Source organism: Nocardia brasiliensis, from assembly GCF_042691675.1.
In the GTDB taxonomy this organism is placed as follows: domain Bacteria; phylum Actinomycetota; class Actinomycetes; order Mycobacteriales; family Mycobacteriaceae; genus Nocardia; species Nocardia brasiliensis_D.
The window spans coordinates 1,270,838-1,297,376 of record NZ_CP170507.1 but is presented as its reverse complement, the minus strand read 5'-3'; the positions used below and the strand labels follow the sequence as shown (position 1 = coordinate 1,297,376).

The 26,539-nt window shown below is 66.8% G+C and carries 18 protein-coding genes; 10 read left to right on the top strand and 8 right to left on the bottom strand.

The genetic code is table 11. The features are described 5' to 3' along the window. Positions 1-33: 33 nt before the first annotated feature. From glmM to ACFK0J_RS06010, 5 genes are all read right to left on the bottom strand, one after another. Positions 34-1,410 carry a phosphoglucosamine mutase gene (gene glmM, locus ACFK0J_RS06030; RefSeq protein ID WP_378737313.1) on the bottom strand — a complete coding sequence of 459 codons (1,377 nt, stop codon included), beginning with the start codon at positions 1,408-1,410 and terminating at the stop codon, positions 34-36. A 217-nt stretch (positions 1,411-1,627) separates the two neighbouring features. After that, a complete protein-coding gene (gene rpsI, locus ACFK0J_RS06025; RefSeq protein WP_378737311.1) occupies positions 1,628-2,143 on the bottom strand; it encodes a 30S ribosomal protein S9 in 516 nt (171 codons plus the stop codon). After that, positions 2,140-2,583 carry a 50S ribosomal protein L13 gene (rplM, locus tag ACFK0J_RS06020; protein ID WP_218474021.1) on the bottom strand — a complete coding sequence of 148 codons (444 nt, stop codon included), beginning with the start codon at positions 2,581-2,583 and terminating at the stop codon, positions 2,140-2,142. Before rplM ends, rpsI begins: the two co-directional genes overlap by 4 nt. 159 nt (positions 2,584-2,742) lie before the next feature. After that, complete coding sequence (locus ACFK0J_RS06015) at positions 2,743-4,551, bottom strand: hypothetical protein (protein WP_378737308.1); 1,809 nt, start codon at positions 4,549-4,551, stop codon at positions 2,743-2,745. An 85-nt stretch (positions 4,552-4,636) separates the two neighbouring features. Then, on the bottom strand, positions 4,637-7,120 hold the full coding sequence (locus tag ACFK0J_RS06010) for an FHA domain-containing protein (protein ID WP_378737306.1): 2,484 nt from the start codon (positions 7,118-7,120) through the stop codon (positions 4,637-4,639). 218 nt (positions 7,121-7,338) lie between these two features. Between ACFK0J_RS06010 and ACFK0J_RS06005 the strand changes: the two genes are divergently transcribed. Then, positions 7,339-8,787 carry a metallopeptidase gene (locus ACFK0J_RS06005; RefSeq protein ID WP_378737304.1) on the top strand — a complete coding sequence of 483 codons (1,449 nt, stop codon included), beginning with the start codon at positions 7,339-7,341 and terminating at the stop codon, positions 8,785-8,787. A 12-nt stretch (positions 8,788-8,799) separates the two neighbouring features. Here ACFK0J_RS06005 and ACFK0J_RS06000 read toward each other — a convergent pair whose 3' ends face one another. After that, positions 8,800-10,086 carry an FHA domain-containing protein gene (locus tag ACFK0J_RS06000; protein WP_378737302.1) on the bottom strand — a complete coding sequence of 429 codons (1,287 nt, stop codon included), beginning with the start codon at positions 10,084-10,086 and terminating at the stop codon, positions 8,800-8,802. Positions 10,087-10,230: 144 nt separating this feature from the next. Between ACFK0J_RS06000 and ACFK0J_RS05995 the strand changes: the two genes are divergently transcribed. From ACFK0J_RS05995 to ACFK0J_RS05960, 8 genes are all read left to right on the top strand, one after another. Further along, positions 10,231-11,436 (top strand): hypothetical protein, encoded by a 1,206-nt coding sequence (locus ACFK0J_RS05995; RefSeq protein ID WP_378737300.1) that lies wholly within the window; start codon positions 10,231-10,233, stop codon positions 11,434-11,436. Between the two features lie 86 nt (positions 11,437-11,522). Next, positions 11,523-12,734 (top strand): hypothetical protein, encoded by a 1,212-nt coding sequence (locus tag ACFK0J_RS05990; RefSeq protein ID WP_378737298.1) that lies wholly within the window; start codon positions 11,523-11,525, stop codon positions 12,732-12,734. After that, positions 12,731-13,954: a hypothetical protein gene (locus tag ACFK0J_RS05985; RefSeq protein ID WP_378737296.1), complete on the top strand. Its 1,224-nt coding sequence runs from the start codon at positions 12,731-12,733 to the stop codon at positions 13,952-13,954. The genes ACFK0J_RS05990 and ACFK0J_RS05985 overlap by 4 nt, the downstream gene beginning before the upstream one ends. A 76-nt stretch (positions 13,955-14,030) precedes the next feature. After that, positions 14,031-15,566 (top strand): serine/threonine-protein kinase, encoded by a 1,536-nt coding sequence (locus ACFK0J_RS05980; RefSeq protein WP_378737294.1) that lies wholly within the window; start codon positions 14,031-14,033, stop codon positions 15,564-15,566. Between the two features lie 144 nt (positions 15,567-15,710). Then, positions 15,711-16,904, top strand: coding sequence for a hypothetical protein (locus tag ACFK0J_RS05975; RefSeq protein ID WP_378737292.1), 1,194 nt, complete (start codon positions 15,711-15,713; stop codon positions 16,902-16,904). 5 nt (positions 16,905-16,909) lie between these two features. Continuing rightward, the gene (locus tag ACFK0J_RS05970; RefSeq protein ID WP_378737290.1) at positions 16,910-18,169 is read left to right on the top strand and encodes a hypothetical protein; all 1,260 of its coding nucleotides are present in this window, start codon (positions 16,910-16,912) and stop codon (positions 18,167-18,169) included. Between the two features lie 384 nt (positions 18,170-18,553). Then, positions 18,554-18,871, top strand: a complete 318-nt coding sequence (locus ACFK0J_RS05965) for a WXG100 family type VII secretion target (RefSeq protein WP_218473902.1) — start codon at positions 18,554-18,556, stop codon at positions 18,869-18,871. A gap of 40 nt (positions 18,872-18,911) precedes the next feature. Beyond that, a complete protein-coding gene (locus tag ACFK0J_RS05960; RefSeq protein WP_218473899.1) occupies positions 18,912-19,214 on the top strand; it encodes a WXG100 family type VII secretion target in 303 nt (100 codons plus the stop codon). A 76-nt stretch (positions 19,215-19,290) separates the two neighbouring features. On the opposite strand, the gene ACFK0J_RS05955 is transcribed toward ACFK0J_RS05960, so the two are convergent. Both ACFK0J_RS05955 and eccCa read right to left on the bottom strand, forming a co-directional pair. After that, a complete protein-coding gene (locus ACFK0J_RS05955; RefSeq protein WP_378737288.1) occupies positions 19,291-20,748 on the bottom strand; it encodes a type VII secretion-associated protein in 1,458 nt (485 codons plus the stop codon). After that, the gene (gene eccCa / locus ACFK0J_RS05950) at positions 20,748-24,779 is read right to left on the bottom strand and encodes a type VII secretion protein EccCa (RefSeq protein WP_378737286.1); all 4,032 of its coding nucleotides are present in this window, start codon (positions 24,777-24,779) and stop codon (positions 20,748-20,750) included. Before eccCa ends, ACFK0J_RS05955 begins: the two co-directional genes overlap by 1 nt. Before the next feature lie 277 nt (positions 24,780-25,056). On the opposite strand from eccCa, the gene eccD reads away from it, so the two are divergent. Continuing rightward, positions 25,057-26,523, top strand: a complete 1,467-nt coding sequence (eccD, locus tag ACFK0J_RS05945) for a type VII secretion integral membrane protein EccD (protein ID WP_378737284.1) — start codon at positions 25,057-25,059, stop codon at positions 26,521-26,523. Positions 26,524-26,539: the final 16 nt, after the last annotated feature.

The window sequence follows — 26,539 nt, the reverse complement described above, 5'->3', positions numbered from 1 at the left end:
GGCGTCGGCCACAGTCAGCCGGCCTGGCGCCGATCAGACCGAGGCGACGCGCTTGGCGAGATCGTCGGCGAGCTGGCGCGCCTGCGCGGGATCGGTCGCCTCGACCATCACGCGGACCAACTGTTCGGTACCACTGGGGCGCAATAGAACTCGGCCAGAGTCACCGAGAATGCGTTCGGCTTCCAGGACGGCATCGCGAACCTCCGGCGCCGCGGCGACCAAGGCTTTGTCACTGACCGGCACATTCACCAAAACCTGTGGCACGGTTCGCATTACCGCGCCCAGATCGGCGAGCGTACGCCGAGTCCGCGACATCCGGGCCATCAGTTTCAAGCCGGTGAGGATGCCGTCGCCGGTGGTGCCGAACTTCGGGAAGATGACGTGCCCGGACTGTTCACCGCCCAGCGTGAAGCCGCCGCGGCGGATTTCCTCCAGCACGTAGCGGTCGCCGACGGCGGTGGTGCGCAACGCGATTCCGGCTTCGCGCATGGCGATATGCAGGCCGAGGTTGCTCATCACGGTGCCGACCACGGTGTTCTTCGCCAGTTCGCCCGCCTCGTGCAGATCGAGGGCGAGGATCGCCAGGATGACGTCACCGTCGACGATCTTGCCGTCGGCATCGACCGCGAGACACCGGTCGGCGTCGCCGTCCAGGGCGAGCCCGAGATCCGCGCCGTGCTCCCGCACCGCCCGCTGCACCTGATCCAAATGCGTTGAGCCGCAACCATCATTGATGTTGAGGCCGTCCGGCTCGGCATTGATGGCGATCACCGTGGCACCCGCCTCGCGGAAGGCGGCGGGCCCGACCTCGGCGGCCGCGCCGTGCGCGCAGTCGAGCACCACGGTCAGCCCGGACAGGTCCTGCCCGGTGGCCTCCACCAGGTGCTCGACGTACCGCTCATGGGTGCCCGCGACGCTGTACTGGTCCGGAATGACGAGCCCGTGGTCCCGCGCGCCGGACGCGTTGACGACCCGCCCGATGCTCGCGCCGGTCGGTCGCAGCGGCACGTCCTCGGCGATCAGCGCCTCGATGCGGTCTTCGATGGCGTCGTCGAGTTTGTGCCCGCCCGCGGCGAAGATCTTGATGCCGTTGTCCGGCATGGGATTATGCGAGGCGGAGATCATCACGCCGAAGCAGGCGTCGTAGAGCCCGGTGAGGTAGGCGACGGCGGGGGTCGGCAGTACACCGACCTGCAGCACGTTCACCCCGGCCGCGGTCAGCCCCGCGGTCACCGCGGCCTCGAGCATCTCGCCACTGGCCCGCGGATCGCGGCCGACGACCGCGAGGGGACGCTCCTTGCCGCTACTCAAGATCTGTGCGGCCGCACCCGAAACCCGTAGCGCCAGTTCCGGACTCAATGACTCGTTGGCAAGCCCGCGGATTCCGTCGGTGCCGAACAAACGTTCCATACCTCAGCCCCTCATCGGTGGATACAGCGCGAGAGCAGGCGACCAGCCGTTGCTGGAAGCCTGCTCTCGGATAGCTGCCGCGCCGACCGTACAGTGTTGGATTCAGCGGTGGCGCCGAGCTCTGCGTGGTTACGCGAGCTGGCGCCTCCGAGCCCGACACCACCGCTGGCCCCGGCACCTCCAGGGTGCCGGATCGCGGCGGTCGACGATGCCAAAATCAGCGCTTCGAGTACTGCGGCGCCTTACGGGCCTTCTTCAGGCCGTACTTCTTACGCTCGACGGCACGCGGGTCACGCGTCAGGAAGCCGGCCCGCTTCAGGGCGGGGCGGTCGTCGGGAGTGACCTCGATCAGCGCGCGGGCGATGGCCAGACGCAGGGCGCCCGCCTGACCCGACGGGCCGCCGCCGTGCAGCAGGGCGACGATGTCGAATGACTCGGCCCGCTCGACGGTCACCAGCGGCGACTTGACCAGCTGCTGGTGCACCTTGTTCGGGAAGTAGTCCTCGATGGTGCGGCCGTTGAGCACGAAGTTGCCGGAGCCCGGCACCATGCGCACGCGGACGACGGCTTCCTTACGACGGCCGACGGTCTGCACCGGGCGGTCGATCAGGACGGGGGCGAAGGTCTCAGCGGCGACCTCGGCCTCTTCGTAGCCTTCGCCGTCCTCGACAACCTCGGCGACGTCGAATTCCTCGACGACGGCTTCGGAGTTGAATTCCTCGGGAGCGGTCACTGGGCCACCTGCTTGATCTCGAACGGGATGGGCTGCTGAGCGGCGTGCGGGTGGTTCGGGCCTGCGTAGACCTTCAGCTTGCCCGCGATCGCGTTGCCGAGCTTGTTCTTCGGGATCATGCCCTTGACGGCCTTCTCCACGAGCCGGTCCGGACGGCTCTCCAACACCTGACCGACAGTGCGCGACTTGAGGCCGCCCGGGTGCCCGCTGTGGTGGTGGATCAGCTTGTCCGCCTTCTTGTTGCCGCTGATGGCAACCTTGTCGGCGTTGATGATGATGACGAAGTCGCCACCATCGAAGTTCGGTGCGTAGGTCGGCTTGGTCTTGCCGCGCAGCAGGTTCGCTGCTTGAACGGCGAGACGGCCGAGGACTACGTCAGTGGCGTCGATGACGTACCACTTACGGGTCACGTCACCCGCCTTGGGGCTGTACGTAGGCACAGTGCTTCCCTGTCTGTCGTCGGTGTTGCCGGCCAGGCATGTGGTCGAAGCTCCCGGCGGCCGGTGGAGACCCGGGGTTCGATTGCACAACCGGTTGCCCGGTCATCCGCACGCCAACGAGCCACGATACCAGTCCGCAATGGGCGAACCGAAATCGCCTCAGATCTCGATCGGTGGCCCCGGATCGATGGCACCGCGTGGGCCGGGCAGCAGATAGCGCAGCGTGTCGATGCCCGGTTGCCCGCAGTCCGGGTCGATGATCCCGCGGTCGTTTCGCGCACCGCCCGGCGCGTGTCCGCGCGCCGACGAGATGCCCGGCCGGACCTCGTTGGTCACGTATGGCGTCAGCGGGCACGCGACCGGTTCCGCAGTCGAGGCGGACGGTCCCGGTGCGGCCGTCAGCGCCACCTCGGCCGCGGTCAGCTCGACCCGATCACCGCCGGTCGGCAGCGCGACCGCGGCCAGCGCCATCGCGCCGACAACCGTGTGCGCGCCGAACAGATTGTCCTTCATCTTGTTCCATAATTTGCCCTTGCGCGGCCGGTCCTCGTCCTCGTCCGACTCGGCGCCGGGTTCCCGCCATTGCCCGTGGCGGCCCGGCTCGGGATCGGACTGCGGGGCTTGATACGTCCGCGCGCCGGGCGGCACCGGGCCGGGCAGTGGACCACCCTGCGGCGGACCACCGGGACCGACCGGCGGCCGAGCACCCTGGTCGCCGGCGGGCTGACCCGGTGGCCGGGTGAACCGGCTACCCAGCTCGGCGAGATTCGGTGGCAGCCCGCGCGGCACCTCGTCGTGGGTGATCCTGGTGGTCTGCTCCTCGGCCTGCGTCGGATAGCCAGGCCCGTACTGCACGGGTGGCACTGCCCGCGACGCATCCATATGGGGTTGAGGGAGGTCCGTTCGGCGCTGAGAAGACTCCGCTTGGCGCTGTGCCGATTCGGCCTGCCGATGCGCGGCACCGGCCTGACGTTGCCCGGGAGCCGCCTGCGGTGGTGCGGATTCCGCCCGGTAGTGCCCGGCCGGGTCGCGATACTGCGGCCCGGGATCCTGATATTGCGTGGGATCGACACGCGGTTGCGCGGGCTCGGCGTGCCGACCGGCGGGTTCCGGCTCGCTCGATTCGGTATCGGTCACCAGCAGGTGTGCCGCTCCGAGCACGAGTGCGTGCATCGGATGATCGGCGACCTGCAACCGGTGGCCGAGATGGTTCTGGAAGGCCAGCCGCAGCGCGTCGTTGAAGCACACATTGCCCGACAGCAGCACCGTCGAGGTGTCCGCACCGATCGAGCGGGCCGCGGCCATCACCTCGATCACCACGTTGTCCGCCGACCGGGCATCCCGCATCGACTCCACGGTCACCGGCACATCGACCGACTCGGTCGGCTGTTCGTCGTCGCCGTGCACCGCGACCACCAGCACAGTTCGACCATCGGAATAGACCCCCGTAGCGCCGATGCCGTGCGGTCTGGCCTGATCCGGCGGATGGACCAACCCCAGCGCACGCACATACCCCGACAACGCGACGCTCTCCGGCAGCGGCTCGACGGTCACGTCGAGCTGTTCCACCAGCGCGGCGTACACCTCGACCTTCTCGTCCGGCCAGCCGTCCGGGAACGGCAGCGCCACCAGGTCCGGCTTGCCGCGCAGATGCTTGCCGATCGCCGCGAGCGGGTTGTACATCCGCGCCCGGAACACCAATTCGGCAGGCCAGGTCGCCCCGGCCACCACGATCTGTGGGTGGCCGAGGATGTCGCGCACATCGGCGATCGCCATGCCCAGGTCCGGTCGCTGCCGGTCCACGCCCGCGGTATGCAACCGACCCGACGAATCCGCCAGCAGGTACGCCGGCGGCGTCCACATGCCCTCCACCTGAACCGGGCGGATGGGTGTGCCTCCACCACCCGCCGCCACGGACACCACATCCCAACCGAGATGTACTGCCCCTACTCGCACCGTCACAGGCATAAGTGTGCCTGGTGCGCGGCCGAGATGCTTGTTGTTGTCCGGAGCCCCCGGTAGTAGCCGGAAAATGGCGACCCGCCGAGCCGCATCACGCGACCGACTTCTTCAGTCGCAACCGCCGCCAGGTGATGATGGCGAGCACCAGGGTGATCAACAGCAGCATCCCGATATCCAAGGCCCAGATGCCCGGCGTGTGCTGCCACAACGTATCCGGCTGCGCGTTGAGGAACACTTCACGAATGTTCACCGTCGACGCCCCGGCCGCATAACCCCAGCGCGCCGGGAACAACCAGGACACCTGCTCGAGCACCACCCGGCCGGTGACCGGGATCAACCCGCCCGCCATCACCAGCTGGCACATGATGGCGACCACGAGCAATGGCATCACCTGCTCGTTCGACTTCGCCAGCGACGAAAGCAGCAGGCCGACAACGACGCAGCACACCGCGGTCAACGCGATGTCGATGTACAGCTCCGCGCTGCCGGAGGCCAGCACCGCACCCTCGCCCGGCCGCTTCTTGCCCGCGAGCACGATGCCGACCAGCACCGCCGACTGCAGCAGCGCGGTAATGCTGAACACCGCGATCTTCGCCAGCAGATACGCCGACGGCAGCAGCCCGACCGCGCGTTCCCGCTGGAAAATGGTGCGCTCGCCGACCAGGTCGCGCACGGTGAGCGTGGAGCCCATGAAGCAGGCGCCGAGGATCAGGACCACCAGCAGCTGCTGGGTCTCCCCGCCACCCGTCGGCACAAAGGTGCCGTCCGGCAACGCCTTCAACGCGCCCCGCTGGAAACCGTCCTTACCAGGCACGACCAGGGACAGCGCGCCGAGAATGAACGGCATCACGATGAGGAACGAGAGGTAGCCGCGGTCTGCCAGGATCAGCCGGACCTGCCTGCGGGACAGCGTCGAGAACTGTTTGCCGCCACTGGATTGCGGTGGCGAGCCCGCCGGGCCGTATTGCTGCGGCGGCGGAGGTGGCGGGGGCGGCGCGAACGCCTGCCTCGATCGATAGGCGGCGAACGCCTGATCCGGATTGGCGGCGACGTCGGCGAAGATCTCGGCCCAGTCGCTGGTGCCGAGTGCGGCGCCGACACCGGCCGGATTGCCGCAGTAGGCGGTCTTGCCGCCGGGCGCGAGCAACAGCACCTGGTCACACATGTCCAAATGCGCGACCGAGTGGGTCACCACGATTACCACCCGGCCCGCGTCGGCCAGTTCCCGCAGCATCACCATCACCTGCCGGTCCAGCGCCGGATCGAGACCGGAGGTCGGCTCGTCCAGGATCAGCAGCGACGGACCGGTCAGCAGCTCGAGCGCCACCGAGGCCCGCTTGCGCTGACCGCCGGAGAGCCGGTCCACCCTGGTGTCCGCGTGCTCGGTGAGGGAAAGTTCTTTCAGCACACCGTCGATCACCGCCTGCCGGTCGGCCTTGCTGTTGTCCGGCGGCAGTCGCAGCTCGGCCGCGTAGCCGAGCGCCTGACGCACGGTGAGCTGCCGGTGCAGCACGTCGTCCTGCGGCACCATGCCGATCCGGGAGCGCAACGCCTCGTACTCGGCGTGCAGATTGCGGCCCTCGAAGGTGACCACGCCGCCGGACGGCCGGGTGGTGCCCGCGATCAACCGGGACAGCGTCGACTTGCCCGCACCGGACGGACCGATCAGCGCGGTCAGCGTGCCCCGGCTGGCCTGCATGTTGACATCGACGAGCAGCTGTTTGTTGCCCTCGACGGTGAACCCGACCCCGTGCACCGCCAGGCCCTGCTCGGCCACCGGCTTCTGCCGCAGCACCAAAGTGCCTTGCTGGACGACGAAGTCGATATTGCCGATCGTGATGATGTCGCGTTCGCGCAGCACCGCCCGCTGCTGGCGATGGCCGTTGACGAAGGTGCCGTTCGCGGAGCCGAGGTCCTCGATGGTCAGCCCCTCGGTGGCGGCGACGAGGCGCGCGTGCTTGCGCGAGGCCAGCGGATCGTTGACGACGATCTGATTGTCGCTGGTGCGGCCGATCGCCAGGCCGCCCGCGGGCAACCGGTCGGCCCTGGCGATCGGCGCGGTCGAGGCCCTGGCGCGCACCGGCGGCGTGCTCGAGGTGTCGGCCCGGGTGGTCATGTTGATGTTGATCTGCGGCGCCACATCCTGCGGCGGCGGGTACGCCGGGCGCTGGAACTGCTGGCCGGGCCGCGGCCCCGCGATCGGCGGCTGAACCGCCATCGCCTGCTGCGGCGGCCGCATCGAAGGGCGCTGCGGGGGTTGCGGATTGGCGGGCAACAGATGTAGTAGCGGTCCGCTGATCGCGTCGCCGAGCCGCACCTGCGTCGGCCGGTCGATGGACACCGGTTGGGCCAGTCGGCGCGCGTCCACGAACACGCCGTTGGTGCTCCCGTTATCGCTGAGCACCCATGCGCTACCCTGCCAAGCGAGCGTCGCATGGACCCGGGATACGAGCGGGCTGTCGACGAACAGCGTCACCTCCGGCGCACGACCCATGGTGACCTGCTGGCTCGAATCGAAGACTCGTTCGTTTCCATCATGGCGCACGGTGATGGTCTGCGCCCCCGGTGAAGACATGCGGGCGATACTATTCCATCACCCGGACATCGGCGGTGCCCCCGACGCGCCTTTTGCCCCGATCCGGCGACCGATGTGAACGCGATACCGGCCTATCAGGTCGCCCCTGCCCGGGAGGCCCCCATTGAGGACAAAGAACACACCGCAACGGAAGCGCCGAACACCGAGCCGGTCAAACTAATTGGTGCAGCAGACCCGGGAGACCACGAGGGGGAGCCTTGCCGAAAGCCCGTGCGACGGCGATCATTACCGCCGCGCTGATCGTTGCGTTGCTGGTCGCGGGGTGTACCCGGCTGGTGGACGGTCGGGCCGTCTCGATCTACGACGACCCGTTCAAGGTGGCCGGCCTGCCCACCACCAGCGGCCCGAGCGGACCGCGCGAGGGTGTCCAGGACAGTTCGCTCACCGCCATCAATGGGGACGGCGGCCCCGAGGACACCTTGGCGCTCAATGCCGTCGACGACATCCAAACCTATTGGCGCAGCGAATTCGGCAAGGAATTCCAGAGCGGCGATTTCCAGCCGGTCGAAAAACTCGTCTCCTGGAGCGCCGAGGCACCGCGCAGCGAGGCGCTCGAATTCTGTAAGGAGACCACCTTTCACCTGGTGAACGCCGCCTACTGCCGATTGGACAACTCCATCGGCTGGGACCGGTCCGTGCTGCTGCCCGCCATGTCGAAAACCTTCGGCAAAATGGCGGTGGTCATGGTGCTCGCGCACGAATACGGGCACGCGGTGCAAACCATGGCCAAGCTCGTCGGCGCCAAGGATCCGGTGATCGTCAAGGAGCAGCAGGCCGATTGCTTCGCCGGCGCGTTCATGCGCTCGGTCGCCGAGGGCAAGTCCAAGCACTTCACCATCAACACCTCCGAGGGCCTCAATACCGTCCTCGCGGCCACGGTGGCCATCCGCGATTCCGACCCCGACGATCCGGAAAGCGTGCACGGCTCCGCCTTCGAGCGGGTCACCGCGGTGCAGGTCGGCTTCACCGACGGCCCGAAGGGTTGCAAGCGCATCGATATCGATGAGGTCAATCAGCGGCGCGGCAATCTGCCGAAGGATTTCACCGGCGACCCAGGCCGGGGCGAATACGCGATCACCAAGGAAAACCTGATCGAGCTCAGCAAGGCCCTCGCCGCGCTGCTGCCCACCAAGCCCTTGCCGACCTACGACTACTCCGGCGCCGAGGTCGCCTGTCGCAGCGGCGTCGGCACCGAGCCGGTCAGCTATTGCCCCGACAAGAACACCATCGGCACCGACATTCCCGCCCTCGCCGAGCGCGGTGCCTCCAACTGGGATGTCGACGATCCGCTGCCGTTGAAGGTGACCGGCGATTACAACGGCTATGTCGTCTTCATTTCCCGCTACACCCTCGCGGTGCAGCAGAACCACGGCCAGCAACTCCTCGGACCCAAGGCCGGGCTGCGGGCGGCCTGCCTGTCCGGCGTGGTCACCGGCAAGCTCGCAACGCCGAACCGGCCCGCCTCGCAAGGCGATATCGGTCTTGCCGCAGGCGATCTGGACGAAGCGGTGTCCGGGTTGCTCACCGACGGACTGGCGGCCAGCGATGCGGCGGGCCAGACCGTTCCGAGCGGCTTCGCCAGGGTGGACGCGTTCCGGGCGGGCGTATTGCACGGCGAGAACACCTGTATGTCGCGGTATTCCTGAGCCGCAACGGGTTCAGCGGCCGAACGGTGGCGGGGCCGCGTGTTCGAAGCGGAGCACGCGATTGCCGAGCATGATCTCGGTGCCCGGGACCAGAACCATGGATTGGTTGGGGGCCAGGCGAATCCAGTCACGGTAGCCGGGCAGTCGAGTGCGGGTGCCGTTGGTCGAGCCCCGATCCACCACTGTCACATCCCAATTCAACAGGTGGATCTCGGCGTGGGCCCGGGACATGCCGCCGGAAGAGTCGTCCACCCGCAGCGGGACGAGACCGCGCTGCGCGGCATCGGAATGTTCTGGGTCGCGGCCGATCACGGCGTCCGCGGCGAGCACGTAGGTCATGCCGTCGTCGAGGATCAACGTGCCGAGCGGTGGGCGGACCACCTCGATCAGCGGCTGGGTCTGGTCCACCGGCATGCCGCATACCGTGCAGAAGGCCGAGCGTGGATCGCTGGGATGCGCTCGGGCGCACTTGAATCCCATCACCTTGACGGTGAGCGCCGTGGCCTTCGCCGTCGCTTCCAACCGGCGCTGCAGGTCCGGGTCCGGCGGCGGGGCCGGGGTGGTGCCGCTCACTTGGGTTGGCGCGTGCTGCGGGTCCTGCGCCGTCGCCGGACCGTGCGCCGCGGTCGCGGCCCGACTTCCGATGTGCGGCTGCTGTTCCGGCGGCGGATCGTGGTCGATGCGCGCGGTCGGCACCGGCGCCTCGTCGTCGCGCCGGTGCGTCCCGCCGCGTACGGCGCCGCCCGCCGGTGCCCGGGTGCGTGCGCCGTCGGACCAGACGATCGCGCCACCCGCCTGCGCGATGCCTTCGACCAGCCAGCCGATGCCGCGCTCCGCGGGTAGTTCGGGGATGCGGCCCGTCGCGTCGTCGACGAACAACGCGACCGCACGCGACGGCACGCTCGCCACCCGGTCGACGGTGAACGCCGCGTCACTGCCCCGATAACGCTCGACCGGCCCGTCCCCGGCCAGCACCGCCGTCACCGCACCGTGCAGAAATATCGCCACCCCACCGTTTTCCGCGGCGGAAAGAATTCCGAAGTCGATCGGCTCGCCCGGACTGATCTGCTCGGCGTGCTTCATCAACCATCGCGTGGCCTCCCGCGCCACCAGGGCCCCCGGCCCGTTCGGCTCGTGCTCGGTCGCCTCGCGAATCAATTCGGCCAGCGATTCCAACGCCAGCACGGCAGGTGAATCCGGTGTCGGCCGATCCCGCCCGCGATGCCCGACAACCACGACCGCCCCCGCGACCCGCGCCACCGCATGAGTACCGAAGACCACCTCGACCTGCCGATCCATCAAAGGTATCGGCCTCTATCGAGGGTGCGGTGCAGGGTAATCGCCACACCGACAAGGGTATGGCAATCCCCTCGACTATCGACCCCCTCCCCTGCGTCCGTCCGGTAACTTCGGTGACAGCAGGTGGAGGAAACGAGGGCCGTCATGTTTCGGGCATCGCGCATCGCGTTCGCCGCGTCGTGTATCGCAATGGCCGGTCTGCTGACCGGATGTGGCGGCGTGCGGGGCACGGCTACCGCGGGCGAAGTGGACGTACGCAAACTCGAAGTCGGCACCTATCCGGTCGACCGGCACCAGTACGACCAGTACCCCGGCGACAAGGCCGCGTTACTCGAGGGCATGCGGATGTCCGACGCGGTGGTCCCGACCGTGCAGATCGACCCGTCCCTCGCCGTCGGCCGCGGCAGCACCGTGGTGGCCGGTGCCGAGCACGCCCTCGATTTCGTCGCGAAGGTCTCCAAGTCGGTGTTCGACAACCGCAAGCTGATCACCGGTTACGCCGCGAGCGGGGCCGACAAGCCCGATCCGCCCGGCCAAACCAACCCGGCACCCGACGCCACCGCGGTCACCAACGCGTTGTTCCGCTTCCCCGATCAGGCGAGCGCGAAACTCGCCGCCCGCGAGCTGGAAGACGTCGACATCGCCGTCTCGGCGGAGAATCAAAAACTTGCGTCGACCAAGTATCCCGACGCCTATATCCATTGGCGCCCAGGCGTTCCCACCGTCGGCACCTTCATGGCGCACAAGGAATTCGTCATCTCCTTGTTCATCCAACGTCCGAACCCCGACAGCGCCGACCTGGTGAACTGGGTCGAAAAGTCGCTGGCCGCCCAGCTCGCCCAGCTGGACAAGTTCCAGGCGACGCCGCAGGACAAGATCGAAGACCTGAGGGTCGATCCCGAGGGTCTGCTCGCCCGCGTCGCCGTCGCCGACCGCAAGGGCCGTACCCCCGACGCCGCCACCTTCGCCATCTTCGGCGCCAACCACATGGTGCATCGGGCCGAGGACGAAGCCGCGCACCTGCGACTGGTCCAGGACGCGGGCGTCGATCGACAGGCCATCGCCGACGATAGTTACGTCGTCCGCACCCGCGACACCGCCGCCGCCCAGCGGCTGGCCGAGGGCCTGATGGAAAACGAAGGCGCCCACTACGATCCGCTCGACGCGCCGCGGGACGTTCCCGGTGCCAAGTGCCTGCGGCTCAACAGCAAGGGAGATCCCGAGCGGGAGTACCGGTTCCGGTGCTACGTCACGTACAAGCGGTATGTGGGTGTCGTGACCAGCGACAAGGAACCCGATATCCGGCAAAAGGTGGCTGCCGAGTACGCCCTGCTGGCGAACAGTCTGTGAGGTTGGACCCGAAAGTTGCGGTCCGGTGCCGAGTCCCGGGGTGACGTAGGATTCCGCGGGAACCACAGCCGTTAAGGGGAGGGACGTTGCAGCTCAGCGCGAAGCCGACGCCGCTCCGGACGGCCTATGCCGTGCTCGTGGCGGCGGCACTGGTGATCGTCAGCGGCGCGTGCGGTTCGGACGAGCGGACGGATGCCCCGGCCCCTTCGGTCGACCTCAGCCTGCTCGACGTGGGAAATTACGATACGAAGCCGCGCCAACTGGGCACGGCGAAGAGCCTCGAGCAGGCCCGGATGATCGAGGCGGAGCGGCTGGGCAATTTCGTGCCCGCGCCGCTGGACATAGATCCCCGGTTCGTGCACGGCAATGCGTTCGTAGCAACGGTGTTCATCGAGCCGAAGTACTCCCTCGGCAAGATCATGGCCGTGGACCGGTTCGCCGAGGCCGCACCGGACTTCGTCGCGGGCTTCCAGAGCTACGGCCGCACCGAGAAGGACGCCCGTGGCATCGATCTGATGAACGCGGTCATGATCTTTCCGGACGAGCAGAAGGCCGCGGCCGCTGCCGCGGCGCTGGAGCGGGTCGACTACGAAGCCAGCGATCGGAACACTTCCGTCGCGATACCGAAGTACCCTGCGGCGCACGCCCATTGGCAGCCACATCAGCAGTCCATCGGATCCTGGTACGCCACCGGCAAATTCGTCGTCTATACGTGGATCTATGACTACTTGAAGATCTACATCGAAAAGGTCGACCTGCCCGCACTGGTGGCGCTGGTGGAGAAGAGCCTCGACACGGTGGTCCCGTCCATCACCAAGTTCGATCCGACCCCGCCCGACCAGCTGATGACCCTGCCGATCGACCTGGACGGCATGCTCGAGCGCACCATCGCGCGACCGAAGGAAGATGCCTGGTTGAATCCGCCCGGCGCCTACCACGGCCGTACCGCGCTCCATTTCGTCAACAATCCGGCCGGCACGCTCCGGGACATCGAGAAGGCAGGCGTCGATCGGTACGCGACGAACGGCGTCGATCTCTACCGAGCCCGCGATGCCGCCGCGGCGTCGACGCTGCAAAAGGACCTCGGTGGACTCTCGAAGCGGTTCAAGCGCGTTGAATCTCCGGCGCATCTGCCCGCGGCCGACTGCCAGGAGTACATCGGCCGAGGAAACTTGGCGATCCGCTTCTACTGCTCGGTGGCCTACGGCCGCTACGCCGCGTTCTCGGCGTCGCACCAGTTGCTGGACGCCCAACAGCGGATTTCCGCCGAGTACACATTGCTGGTGAATACCCGATGAAGCGCACGTTCGTCCTACCCATCGTCGCCTTGCTGGCCGTCGGTCTCACCGCGTGCGGTTCGAGCGTGTCCGGGACCGCACAACCGGCCGAGGTAGATATTCGCAAGCTCGATACCGGGTCCTACCCCACCGAGCCGCTCAATGCGCACGACGACGACTACCAGCCCGATTTCACCAGCATGCCGCATGTCGCCGCAATGCGGTTGGCGGACTATGTGGTACCCGCCTACGAAATAGACCCGCATTTGAGATATGGCCAGCTGCCCTTCGAGATCACGCGCGGACTCTTGCCCGCCGAGCTGGGCAACGAAGGCGACATGAAGCCGGTCGCCGAGCGGAACAAATTGCTGTTCGGCTTGCGGACAACCGGTTTCGATAACAAAACGTCGCTCCTCACGACCGGGTGGCCGAGCAAGATAGTGAAGAACTCGACGACCATCTCGACAATCGTCATGCAGTTTCCCGACACGGAACGCGCGGTCGCGGCCGCGGCCGAGTTCTACGAAGCCGATTTCGCCGCGTACCGCGATCAGAACCAACCGGTGCCGCTACCGAAGTACCCGGCCGCCCACGCACATTGGCGTCCGGGCTTGCCGTTTCTGCGCGTCACCCTCGCCCACGGGCCCTACGTCGTCGCCTTCCTCGTCTCGACCAACGGACCCGACTTGAACGCGCTGACCGCACTGGCCGAAAAGTCGTACGACACCCAGCTTCCCGTCCTGGACCAGCTGAAACCCGTCACCGAAGAAGAGCTGTATCAGCTGCCGTGGGATCCCGACCAGCTGCTGAGCCGCGCGTTGAACCCGAACAAGTTCGAACGACCGGACATCGGCAGTCAAGCGCTCTACCGGGTGCGCGGCATTGTGCAGCACGCCGATGACCTGAGCGTCGCAACACCGCGCTTCAGCGCGATGAATGCGGACCGATTCGCCGTTTCGGACGGCACTATCGTGGCCCGTACACCCGACTCGGCGGCGGCGAAGCGTATTGTCGCCGAACGGCTTATGCCCGCGCCGGTATCGCGCGATACCGATCCGCCCCCGAACGTTCCGGATTCGGCCTGCGTCGAGAACAAGCGCGAACCCCTCGACTTCGGCATCAAACGATTCACCTGTGCCGTCGCTTACCGGCAGTTCGCCGGTTTCGTGACCGGAAACCAGTTGCTCGACGTGCACCAACGCGCCGCCGCGCAGTACGCAATCTTCGCGAACAGTCGGTAATGCGACGCAGCTCGCCCACCTCGAACAGTCCAGTATGCTGCCGCGTGGGGACGACGGACTCAGGAGATTGTGGATCATGGCGATAAGCCCCGGCACCATCGTGGGCGGGTACCGCATCCAGCGAGTGCTCGGGGCCGGCGGCATGGGGACGGTCTACCTGGCCAAACATCCGAGTCTGCCGCGGATGGACGCGTTGAAGGTGCTCAGCGGCGAACTGAGCAACGACCACGAGTTCCGCACCCGCTTCGAACGCGAGGCCAATCTCGCTGCCGGCCTTGACCATCCGAACATCGTCTCGGTGTACAACCGCGGCGAAGAAGACGGCCGACTGTGGATCGCCATGCAGTATGTCGACGGCACCGACGCCGCCGCGGAACTGGCTCGCGATCGTCATTCGATGAATCCGCTACGCGCGCTGCGTATTACGACCGAAGTCGGCAAAGGTCTCGACTACGCGCACCGAAAAGGCTTGCTGCACCGCGACGTCAAACCCGCCAATTTCCTGCTCTCCTCCACCGAGGGCGACGACGAACGCGTCCTGCTCACCGATTTCGGCGTCGCCAAATCCAACGACGACACCACCGAACTCACCCAGACCGGCAGCTTCGTCGCCACCATCGCCTACGCCCCGCCCGAGCAACTCGTCGGCGGTCACCTCGATCACCGGGCCGACATCTACAGCTTGGCCTGCGCCTTCTTCAAGCTCCTCACCGGCCGGAATCCCTACCCGGCAACACAACCCGCGCTGGTCATGATGGGCCACCTACACGAACCCCCGCCGCTGGCCACCGCGGTCGATCCCGGCCTGCCCCAGGCCATCGACCAGGTGTTCGCCAGGGCAATGGCGAAAAATCCCACCGAACGTTTCAACACCTGCCGCGAATTCACCGACGCTGCCGCGAGCGCGCTCACCCCGGGTCACAACCCCGTGCGGACCAATACCTCGCCTACCTATCCCGTTCAGATCGTCGATCCACGGCCGAATACCGATCCGCGCGTGGGGGTCTCGGTGGCGCCCGCGGCATCCGGCTCCCGCAAACGCTGGGTCGTCGGGGCTGGTGTCGGCGCGGTAGTTGTCGCCCTCGCGGCGGGGCTCGGGATCTGGGCACTCGGTGGCAACGAATCCGCCAACACCGACACGCCCGTGGCCAGTACTACCGCCGCCGCCGTGAGCTCCGTGCCGTCTATCGAGCAGGCCCGATCCGCCAATCCGGCCTTCCGCGGAAAGACCGTCACCGTGGTGGACGTGCCACGGAACAAGCAGCTGGCGATCTTCCTCGGCGGCACCGAGCAGACGAAGTTCTTCGAAAACCTGGGTTTCGTCTACAACCTCAACTACCTCAGGCAGGGTGACGAGCCGTCGCTGCGCGCGCTGCCCTCGGCGGGCTCGATGGAGGTCGCGGCCGACAGCTACGTCCTCGCGGTGCGCAGCGACGAGGACGCGGGCGGCGGGGGGCTGCGTGGCCTGCCCTATCAGGTCGCGGGCACTCGGGCCACCGTCATCCCGGTCGACGATCCCGAAGTTGTTGCCGCCCTCCGCAATTGGACCCCCGCCTCGGAGCAGATACTGCTCGGCAAGCTGGTACCGCTCTTACAGAAGCGGGTGAGGTAGGCCGAACAGTGTCGCGGGTCGGCGGTTCCGGGTGCTATGTTGCCGATACGTCACCGCCGCGGCCCTGACCAGCGCGTGAACGTATGCCGGGGGGATTACCGGTTCGATGGCTCGCCCTCCTGCTCGCCGGTCGATGGAGGGACGATGCGGAGATCTTTGCGGACACTGGCCGCCACGCTGGCCGTACTGTCGGTGAGCACGGCCGGATGCGGGTCCGACTCCGCAGCATCGGATTCCACGCCAGCAGTCGATATCAGCCAGCTCGACGTCGGCAGCTACGCGACGACACCGCGGGAGATCGGCAAGCCGGGACTCGACCGCGCGCGACTCACCGAGGGCCAGCGCCTCGCGAGCTTTGTCCCGTTGCCGATGGACATCGATCCCCGGTTCACCATCCAGTCCGGCTCCGATACCAACGCAATCCGGGGATTCATCGAAACCGTATATACCATCGGGATTTCCGGTGACACTTTCCGGAAGAATTCACCGGGCTTCACCGCGGGTTTCTACAGCCTCGGGTATTCCGAGACCGATATTTTGATCGCCACCAGCCTCGAGAACACCGTGCTGTTGTTTGCCGACCAGCAGGCCGCCACGCTGGCCGCAGCTGCTCTCGCACAGACCGTCGCCAGGGAAAAGGGGCTGAGTGAACCGGTTGACATCGGTAAACATCGAGACGCGCTCGCATCCTGGAAACCAGGGACGCAGGAGCTGTACTCGTTCCAGGCCAGCGGGCAGTACGTCATCTACACCGCGATCAAGGATGCAGCCAAAAAGGCGGTCGGCACCGTCGACCTTCCTGCCATGGCAGAGCTCGCGGAAAAGAGCCTCGATGCGATCGCGGCCCGGCTGCGTGCGTTCCGCCCGACGCCGCCGGACAAGCTGACCGATATTTCCCTCGACCCTGACGGCATGTTCGGCCGCTCACTTCCGCGGCCGAACGAAGACGCTTGGCGCAACCCGCCCGGCCGCTACGACGCCGACGGCGCGCTCCACCTGTCCAATGATCCGGTGCGCGACAAGAAGCTGTTCGGCGATGCCGGTGTCGACTGGATGGCGAACTACGCGGGTCATCTCTACCGTGCTGCGAATTCCGCGGGCGCACAACTTATTCGGGACAGCCACGGCGCGCTGAGCCGGGTTTATCGCCGAATAGACGCACCGAAGAATCTTCCCGACGCACGCTGCCGTGAGCTTCGCGTGAAGAATCTGTTCGTCCCCAGATTTCATTGCGTAGTGTCGTTCGACCGCTACACGGCGGAGGTGTGGTCGCATCAGCTGATCGATGTACACCAACGGATCTCGGCGCAGTACGCGATTCTGGCGAAGGCGAGGTGAGCAATATGGTCACCAGAAGCACGCGCCTCGCCGCAGCCGCCGTCGCGCTGCTCGCCATCACCGGGTGCGGTTCGTCGGTGACCGGCGCACCGAAGCCGAACGAGATAGATGTGCGCACCCTCGATGTCGGCAAGTACTCCACAGAACCGCTGACCTCCTTCTTCGACTATTCCCACTCGCTGCGCAGAGGGACCTCGCTGGCCGTCTCGCGCCTGGCCGACCACGTCGTGACCGGCGTCGATATCGACCCCGAGTTGCGCTACGGCACCGGCGTTCAGGAGATCACCGAACCCGACGACGTCAAGAACGTCCTGGCAGAGCAGACCGTCTCGATCGCGGCGCGAAACCAGCTATTGTTCGGGTTTGCCTCCGGCAGTAGTGATTTCCTGCCGGAGCCCGCCGTCGCCGTGCCACCGGACTCGACACTCAGTACAGTGACCGTCCTGCAGTTTCCGGACCCCGCGGCCGCCGAGCGGGCAGCGACCGAATTCGAAGACGTCGATTTCGCCGTGGCCCCGGACCAGAACGAGCGCGTGCGGCTTCCGAAATACCCACGGGCGCATTCTCATTGGCGACCCGGAACACCGACGATCGGTTCGGTCATCGCGCACGGCCATTATGTGGTCAACATCTTCATCTCCACTGCCCAGCCGGACCTCGCCGACCTGATCGCCCTTGTCGAGAAGGTCTACACAGCACAACTGCCGATGCTAGACACACTCCCGCCGCTGTCGGCCGAACAGGTTCTGCGCTTGGATATCGACCCCGAGGACGTGCTGCGCCGAGTTCTCAATCCGGCACAGCTCGCTGTCCCCGCCGTCGGCGGGCTCGCGACATACGAACTGCAAGGATTCCTGCACTGGCAGACCGACCGCGCGGCGGCGAGGATTCGCTACGCCGACGGCGAACGTTTTGTCTTCTCGGACGCTTACTCGGCGACGACAAACAGCTACACCAGAGGAATTGCACAGAGCTTCGGCAAGGGAATTACTCCGAACCTCGAGGGCGCCATCCTTATCCGATCACGGGACGCCACGTCGGCACAGCTGCTCTGGTCGACGATTCTCGAGGCCCCGGACACCGGCCAGGCGCCATTGAACGTGCCGGACAGTAAATGCGCTGAGCGGCCGACAACCAGATACGTCAAAGACTTCGTTTGCGCCGTCCGGTATCGCAACTACGTCGGCTATGTGTGGAGCACCCAACTGTTGGACGCCCAGCAACGTGCCGCCGCGCAGTACGCACTGCTCGCCAACAGCCAGTAGCGCACTGCTGCCGAGACCACCCGCTTTCCTAGCGATATGCCTGCGATCTGCTGTAGCGGCAGCCATAGTGGTTGGGTAAGGTATACGCAGCCAGCCCACTCGCCAATCAAGACATCAGCGAGCAGGGGGAAGGAGGGGAGCCGAGCGCTGGCGTTGCAAGCATGCCAAGATGACCACGTCCGTGCCTGACGAGCGGCCCACAGTCGGCCCCGACAGCACGTACGAGCATGGCAAAGGATGCTGGGGTCTGATCTCCGTTGGGGGAGATCCAAATTTTCTCGAGTCGGATGGAACCGATCAGACCTAGCGAGCGTCCAATCAGATGTACAGGCCAACTGGGGGCTTCTGCCGTTGGCCGAGACGGGAAACCGAGAAGGAGCCGAAATGGCAGGACAGCTCGAAGCGAGTGAAACCCTCATCGCGGAGTTCGCAAAAAATTGCCGGGATCGTCACAACGCCCTGCAGAATTCGATCACCGCGCTGAACGCGAAGTCTGATGACACCACCGCGACCTGGAAGGGCCAGGCCCGGGCCGCGTTCGACTCGCTCATGGACAACTACTTCGCCCAGGCGCGCAAGCTGAACGACACGCTGGACCAGACTGCCGACAAGCTGACCAAGGCCGGTCAGGCATTCGCGGCTCAGGACGAGCAGTTTGCCCAGCAGGTCACACAGCAGGCTTCCAGCCTGAACCTCCCCTGATCGACCTGCCGAATCACCAGATACCAAGGAGGAGCTCCAGATGGTAGCAAATGACCCAAGCACAATTTCCTCTAACTTCGGCGCGGTCGAAGCTGGCGCCCAGTCCATCGTGCAAGAAGCTCGGAACATCACGAGCATGCTCGAGGATTTCCACAAGCAGGTCACCGACTTCGTGACCAATCACTGGAAGGGTGACGCCAACGAAGCGTTCGCCCAGCTCCAGTCGCAGTGGAACACCAGCGTTACCCAGCTGAACGCCACGCTGGAGACCGCCGGTCGGGCCGTCAGCACCGGCAACTCGGATCTGCAGAGCACCGATACCAGCCTCGCAGGCCTTTTCTGAGATCCTGTCTCGGCCAATTCGGGCCCCCGGCGACTTCGCCGGGGGCCCGAATTATGTGATGCCGCCGCACCGTGATTCACGGAATTACGCGGACCGAACTGCCGAATTTCTCGCACGTCACCGACAAAGACTGCCAATTATCGCCCGCGTACTGACAACCGACGCTGACCTGGATTCCGTGCTCCACCAGCACATGCCAGCGGACGGTGGATCCGTCGCCGGGACGCTCGGTGTAGGCCAGGGTGGAGCGGCCACCGTAGACGACGTCGCGTTTCAGCTCGCTCATCACGCCCGCGGGGCGTTGGTTGATCTGGGCCTCCAGCTTTGCCGCGACCTGTTCGTAGCCTGCACCCGCGGCGACCGGCGTTTGCGTCACTGTGACGCGTAGGCGGGCACCGTCGTTCGGGGACAGGTCGATCCGAGACCTGTTGTTCGGATCGGGCGTCGAGGTGAGGTGCCAACCGTCCGGAACTTGGAAGCGGACGCGACCGACCGTTTCCGGGCCCGCGGTGGCGGTAGTGGTCGGGGCGACGGTGGGCGGTTCAGCGACAGCGCTGGTCGGCACCGATGTGGTGGTCGGCGCGGCGGTCGGACTGTCCCCGGATCGGTTCAGGAACACGACGGCACCGACGACAGCCGCCGCCACCACGACCAGCGCGGCAACGGCCACACCCACATAACGGGTGCCGTCGCGGCCGGACTGCTGGGCGGCGGCGCGCTCGCGCAGCGGCCGCATCCATTCGTTCTGCGGCAGGGTGGCCGGTGAATCCGGCCGATGGATCGGCTCCGTCTGGCGGCCGCGAATGAGGTCGGGACCGGTGAGCGCCCGCAACGCGACGCCCGCGCCGCAGCGCTGCTGAACGACCGCGCGGAGCAGGTCGAGTTTCGCCGGGTCGGTGACGCAGACGGTTTGCGCCAGGTCGGCGGGTTGCCCGTCGAGCAGCCGGTCGATCAGGGCGCACAGGTCGGCGCGGCCACGCGACTCCGGCAGGATCTCGTCGAGCGCGAGAGTTGGCGCGTGCTCGCAGGATTCGATGTGCACACCCTGATGACTGCGGATGACCGCGGTGGCGGTGGTGGTGAGCGCGCCGAACTCCAGCACCAGCGTGCGACGGCTATGGCTGGTGCCCTCGTCCGACGCGACGGCCCGCACCGCAAGCTCCTCGAACGCGACCTCTCCGGTGAAGCGCCGAGCCGCCTGCTCCAGCACTGTCCGGCGGGCCGCACCCCATTCGGTCGGACAGATCATCGTGATCCGATCGCACGGTGCGGCGACCCGAAGGTTCTCCAGCACGGCGGCGAAGACGGCGACCAGCGCCTCGACGACGGACGGCACCCGCGGCAGCAACGCCACAGCCTCGGCGGGCACGTACTGCACCACCGAACTCACCTGGGTCGGCGGCGTCAGCGACTCCCCGACCACCAGATCGAACCCGTTGCTGCCCAACACGATCGAAGGCGGCACGTCCCAGTGCGTCGTCGCGCCACGCGCCCAGATGCGCGTTTCGGTGACCACCAGTTCGACGGTGGACATCAGGACTGCGGCATCCAGGCCGTCTGAATCAGACCCTCACCGTTGCGGGTGACGTACGTGCCGCGGCCGGGCGGCATCGGGCTCGGTCGGGTCGTACCCATCAGCGCACCCTCTTCCCGGTTGCAGCTCATGATCAGACCGGCCGATCCGAGATCCTTCATCCTGGCCAGCGTGGCCTCGAACATGGCGCGACCCGCGCCACCGGAGCGCCGGGCGATGATCAGATGGAAGCCGAGATCGCGGGCGTGCGGCAGGTGTTCCAGCAACGCCTGGACCGGATTGCCGCTCGATGTCGCCACCAGATCGTAGTCATCGACGATGACATACAGCTCGGGACCGCTCCACCAGGAACGATCGCGCAGTTGCTGCGGCGTCACGTCCGTTCCCGGCGTCCGCTTGTCGACGTACGCGGCGAGGTCGGCCATGTTCTGGGTGAATTGGGGTGCCGTCGAGCCGTAACCGGCGAGGTATCCCTCCGGCACCGTGCCGAGCATCGAGCGTCGGTAGTCGCCCATGATGATCCGCGCCTGGTCGGTGGTATTCGACGCGGCGATGCCCTCGATGATGGAGCGCAGCAGCGTCGTCTTGCCCGACTCGGTGTCGCCGATGATGATGAAATGCGGGCTTTCGACGAAGTCGAGATAGACCGGAGCCAACTCGGATTCGTTGATACCGATCGGGATTCGCATGCACTTCGTCGACTGGTCGACCTGGGAGGGCCAGTTGCCTGCCAGGTAGAGCAGTTGCTCGCGCGGCAGCTGTTCGGGCAGCATGCGCACCGGCGGCGCCGGGCGACCGGGGGTCAGCCGTGCGATGGCCGCCACCGCATCGCCGACGGCCTGGCCGAGATCGGTCGGATCCGAACTGCCGTCGATGCGCGGCAGACCGGTCAGCATGTGCAGGCACTCCGGCGTCATACCGCGGCCGGGGCGACCCTGCGGGACCATTGCGGCGAACTTGCGGCCGAGGTCGGAATCCATCGGATCACCGAGGCGCAGTTCGATTCTGGTGGCGATCTGATCCTTCAGCGCGGGCCGCGCCTCCGCCCACCTGTTCAGTGCGATCACGACGTGCACGCCGTACGACAGACCCTGCACGGCGAGGTTCATGATCGCTTGTTCGAGCAGCTCGAAGTCCTGACGAATGGAGCTGAAGCCGTCGATCACCAGAAACACGTCGCCGAACGGATCCTCGTGCGCACCGGTCGCGGCCGGGCTGCTGGACGGATCCACCGCGCGGAGCCGACGGAACTCGGCCATCGACTCGATGCCGAGCTGCCGGAACCGCGCCTCGCGCTGCCGCACGATCGTGGTCATCTCGGCGACGGTGCGCCGGACCTGGTCCGCGTCCAAACGGCTTGCGACGGAACCGACATGCGGCAGTCCCTGCAGACTCATCAGCGTGCCGCCACCGAAGTCGAGGCAGTAGAACTGCACCTGTTCGGCGGTGTGCGTCAGCGACATAGCCATGATCAACATGCGCAGCGCGGTCGACTTGCCGGACTGCGGGCCGCCGACGACCGCGACGTTGCCGCGGGCACCGGACAGGTCGACGACCATCGGATCGCGTCGCTGGTCGTACGGGCGGTCGACGATGCCGATCGGCGCGCGCAACGTGGCCACCGCGGAGTACTCGCCGGTGAGGATCGAGCGCGGGATGAGCTGGTCGAGCGTCGGCGCCTCGTCCAGCGGTGGCAGCCAGATCTCGTGCGCGGGACGACCGTGGCCGTTGATCCGGGAGACCAGCATGTTCAGGTTGGAGACCTGCTCGCTGTCGTCGCTCTGCTGCTCGGCCTGGCTGGGTTCGGCAGGCAGCGGCACCCGGTCGACCGCGCGGAAGTCCACGTGGGTCGCGGTGAAGGGCCGTGCCTTGATGTCGATCTCGCCGGACTGGGTGGCGACGGTCATGTCGCGCTGCGAGCCGCCGCCGACGTACGGGCCGGAGACATAGGAGGCCTGGAACCGGACGATCTCGCCGGAGTCCGACTTCAGGTAGCCGCCGCCGGGGTTGTTCGGCAGGTTGTAGGCGTCGGGCACACCGAGCACCTGGCGGGATTCGTTGGCGGAGAAGGTCTTCAGACCGATCCGGTAGGACAGGTGGCTCTCCAGGCCCTTCAGCTTGCCCTCTTCCAGGCGCTGCGAAGCGAGCAGCAGGTGCACGTGCAGCGAGCGGCCGAGTCGGCCGATCATCACGAACAGTTCCGCGAAATCCGGGTGCTGGGTGAGCAGTTCGGAGAACTCGTCGAGCACCACGAACAGCGCGGGCAGCGGGTCGAGGTCGGCGCCCGCCGCGCGGGCCTTCTCGTATTCGGAGACATTGGCGAAGTTGCCCGCGGCGCGCAGCACCTCTTGGCGGCGGTTCATCTCACCGGCCAGCGCGTCCTTCATGCGGTCGACGAGGTCGGCTTCTTCCTCGAGGTTGGTGATGACGGCGGCAACGTGCGGCACGCTGTCGAGTCCGAGGAAGGTCGCGCCACCCTTGAAGTCGACGAGCACCAAGTTGAGCTGGTCCGGTGAATGGGTGGCGAGCAGGCTGAGCACCAGCGTGCGCAGGAACTCGGACTTACCGGAGCCGGTGGCACCGATACACAGGCCGTGCGGGCCCATGCCGTTCTCGGCGGCTTCCTTGATATCGAGTTCGACCGGAAGTCCGTCGGCGCCGACACCGAACGGCACCCGCAGCCGCTCCCGGCCGTACCGCGGCCGCCACGCATGCTCGGGGTTGAACGTGCCGATGTCGCCGAGTCCCATCAGCTGACTCCACGTCGAAATGACCTCGGAGTCATCGGTTTCCACGTCACTGCTGCGCTGGGTCGCCGCGCGATACGGTGCGAGCCTGCGGGCCACCTGCTGCGCCTGTTGCGGGCTGATCCGGTCGATCAGCGCGAACCGTTCCTGGTTGCCGGTCGCGCCACGGCCGACGCACTCGCCGTTCTCCACGATCATCTTGATGCCGCGCGACACCGCCAACCGCGGTGCGTACCCGCACAGGTCGATGATGGTGACGCCCTCGTAGCCGGATTCGCGCAGCTGATCGTCCTCGGCCTCGAGCAGGCCGCCGTCGACGATGATGACGATGTGCACCATGTTCGCGTTGGCCGGCTGGTTGCGCGAGTACCGGACCCGGTTGCCGAGCAGCGGCTGCAGACCGGCCATGGCTTCCCGGATCGAGCCGTAGAACATGCGCTGGGTGCCGATGCCGTCCTGGGCGTCGGGGTGCTGAGTGTGCGGGAGCCACTTGGTCCACTCCCATTCCCGCGCGGTGTCCGGACCGCAGACCACCGCGACGAGCACCTGGTCCGGCGCCTGGAACATGCACAGCTGCAACAGCATCGCGCGGGTCATGTCCCTGGCTTCGACGCGGTCGCCGTCCAGCGCGATGGTCGCGAAGCCCTTGACCGCGATCGCGGTCGGCAGGTCGGGCACGGTCGAGTGCGCCCGCACGAAGCGGCGCAGCGAGACGGCCGCGATCGGCTCCAGCTCTTCCACCGGTCCGGTCTCCGGCGCGACCAGCCGGGTCGCCAGCCGCTGACCGCCGATGCCGATGCGGGCGTGGCAGAAGTCCTTGTCGCCGGCCCGGCGCTCCCACATGCGACTGGTGCCCGCGAGCATCCAGATCAGGCCCGGCTCGGGGTGGCTCCATTCGACCGAGGCGCGCTGCTGCTTGGCCGTTTCGTCGACGTCCCGGCGCACCTGATCCAGGTAGCGCAGATAGTCCTTGCGATCCTCGTTCGCCTCAGCGGCTTTGGCCCCCTTGCCGCCGCCCTGGCCCGCGAACATGCCGACCATCGAGAACATCATCATGAGCGGGAACATCATGGTCATCGGATTCGACGCGATGCCACTGCCCTGGGTGAACAGCAGCGCCATCATGCCGACCATGCCGATGATCATCACGACCGGCATCAGCTTCATCAGCAGATTGCCGGGTGTCACCCGGGGAATCTCGGGCGGCGGCTGCAGCGTCACCTCACCGCCGGGCGAGCGCGGCATCTCGCGCCGCGCGCGCCGCTGGAACCGGACAGTACTCATTCTCGCGCCTCACTGACGCTCGGCTCCGGAATGCGCACGCCACGGCGGCACATGATTCGCTCGCTTCGCTCCCTCATCGGCGAGAATCCCCCTCTTCGACAGCTGTGATTCTGGCGCCCGATGGAGGCGGCAGCCGAGTTTCGGCCTCAGTGTAGAGCCCACAGCCGACATGTCGTACAGTTCGACCAGCATTCTGCTGCCCGGACCGTGGGTTCGCAAACTCGACACCGGCTCTCGGGTTTGCGAAAATACGAGGTAGAAGACCGTTGGGGGAAGCTTGACGCACGCGCGACTCGACCACATCGATGAAAATTCCGCGCACGGCATAGTCCGTGCACCGGATCTCGCCCGGGTGACCATTCTTGCCAAACACACCCAGGTAGATATGGCAATTCCGGTCGACGTGCCAGTCGCCTTGGTGATTCCCAGCGTCGTCGACATGGTCGCACAGCACAGCCGCACCAATGATTTCGACAACGAGGGCGAGCGCTTCGAGCCCGCCGAGTGGGTGTTGGCGCGGATCGGTCATCCGCCGTTCTCCAATTCGCTGAGCCTCGGCGAACACGGTGTCCGCGATGGCGAGCTGCTCATGTTGGAGAGCGCCTCGCACACCGCGCCCACGCCGCTGTTCGACGACATCATGTACAACGTCGCGATCGCCGACACCGACCATTATCGCAGCTGGACCCCTAAGGTCGCGCGGATTACCGGTTCGGTACTCGCCGCGATCACCATGCTCGTCGGCTGTCTCGGCCTGCTGCTCTCCCCCGACGCGGTGCCGTATTGGGTCAGCGGCTCGGTCGCGCTGGCCGTGACGATCCTGCTGGTGGTCGCCGCCATGGTGCTCAGCCGGATGTACGGCGACACCTCGACGGCGCTGGTGCTCGGCGGCTGCGCGCTGCCACCCGCGTTCACCGCGGGCATGCTGTATGTACCCGACCATTACGGCTGGGCACACATTCTACTCGGCTCCGTATTGGTCGGGGCCGCCGCGGTTTTGGCGTGGCGGGTCAGCGGCGTCGGGCTCGCGCTGTTCATCGGCGCGGCCACCCTCGCCGTGTACGCGGTGCCCGCCGCCATGGTCGGGCTGCTCACCGCGCAGCCGGAACGGGCGATCGGCGCGGGCGCCGCGGCGCTCGGACTCGCCGGTCTCGCACTCGCACCGCGGATCTCGATGCTGCTGGCCAAACTGCCACTGCCGCCGGTGCCGTCACCCGGCACCCCGATCGACCCGACCGAAGACGACCCCGACGATCACCGCGCACTGCCCACCATGGAGGCGCTGCGGGTGAAGTCCGAGCGGGCCCGCATGTACCTGGCCGGCCTGGTCGCCGCGACCACCCTGGTCACCGTCGTCGGCGCGCTCGCCGCCACCGACCCGAAGGCCGAAGGCCCGTACTGGCAGGGCATCGCACTCGCCCTGGTCTGCGCGGCGGTGCTGATGTTCCGCAGCCGCACCTACGCGGGCGCCGAGCAGGCCGTCGTGCTCATCGCGGGCGGCGCGGGCATCGTGCTGATCATGTTGGTAGGGGCCGGTTTCGCGATGGACCAGCCGCTCGCGGTCTTCGGCACCGCGATGGTCATCCTGATCGCCGCACTGATCCTCGGCATCATCATCCCCAACCAGTCCGCGACCCCGCCCATGCGCCGCGGCGTCGAACTGCTCGAGTACGCGTTCGTCGCCGCCGTTCTCCCCCTGGTGTTCTGGGTGGTCAGCCTCTACTCCCTCGTCCGCGGGCTGTGAACGCGAGCTCGCGCGT

Bases quoted from the DNA above. Each gene is read 5' to 3' on its own strand.
- glmM (WP_378737313.1), bottom strand. From the start codon at position 1,410: ATGGAACGTTTGTTCGGCACCGACGGAATCCGCGGGCTTGCCAACGAG.
- ACFK0J_RS05980 (WP_378737294.1), top strand. From the start codon at position 14,031: ATGGCGATAAGCCCCGGCACCATCGTGGGCGGGTACCGCATCCAGCGA.
- ACFK0J_RS05965 (WP_218473902.1), top strand. From the start codon at position 18,554: ATGGCAGGACAGCTCGAAGCGAGTGAAACCCTCATCGCGGAGTTCGCA.
- ACFK0J_RS05975 (WP_378737292.1), top strand. From the start codon at position 15,711: ATGCGGAGATCTTTGCGGACACTGGCCGCCACGCTGGCCGTACTGTCG.
- ACFK0J_RS06010 (WP_378737306.1), bottom strand. From the start codon at position 7,120: ATGTCTTCACCGGGGGCGCAGACCATCACCGTGCGCCATGATGGAAAC.
- ACFK0J_RS06000 (WP_378737302.1), bottom strand. From the start codon at position 10,086: ATGGATCGGCAGGTCGAGGTGGTCTTCGGTACTCATGCGGTGGCGCGG.
- eccCa (WP_378737286.1), bottom strand. From the start codon at position 24,779: ATGAGTACTGTCCGGTTCCAGCGGCGCGCGCGGCGCGAGATGCCGCGC.
- ACFK0J_RS05955 (WP_378737288.1), bottom strand. From the start codon at position 20,748: ATGTCCACCGTCGAACTGGTGGTCACCGAAACGCGCATCTGGGCGCGT.
- ACFK0J_RS05985 (WP_378737296.1), top strand. From the start codon at position 12,731: ATGAAGCGCACGTTCGTCCTACCCATCGTCGCCTTGCTGGCCGTCGGT.
- ACFK0J_RS05970 (WP_378737290.1), top strand. From the start codon at position 16,910: ATGGTCACCAGAAGCACGCGCCTCGCCGCAGCCGCCGTCGCGCTGCTC.
- ACFK0J_RS05960 (WP_218473899.1), top strand. From the start codon at position 18,912: ATGGTAGCAAATGACCCAAGCACAATTTCCTCTAACTTCGGCGCGGTC.
- ACFK0J_RS06015 (WP_378737308.1), bottom strand. From the start codon at position 4,551: ATGCCTGTGACGGTGCGAGTAGGGGCAGTACATCTCGGTTGGGATGTG.
- ACFK0J_RS05995 (WP_378737300.1), top strand. From the start codon at position 10,231: ATGTTTCGGGCATCGCGCATCGCGTTCGCCGCGTCGTGTATCGCAATG.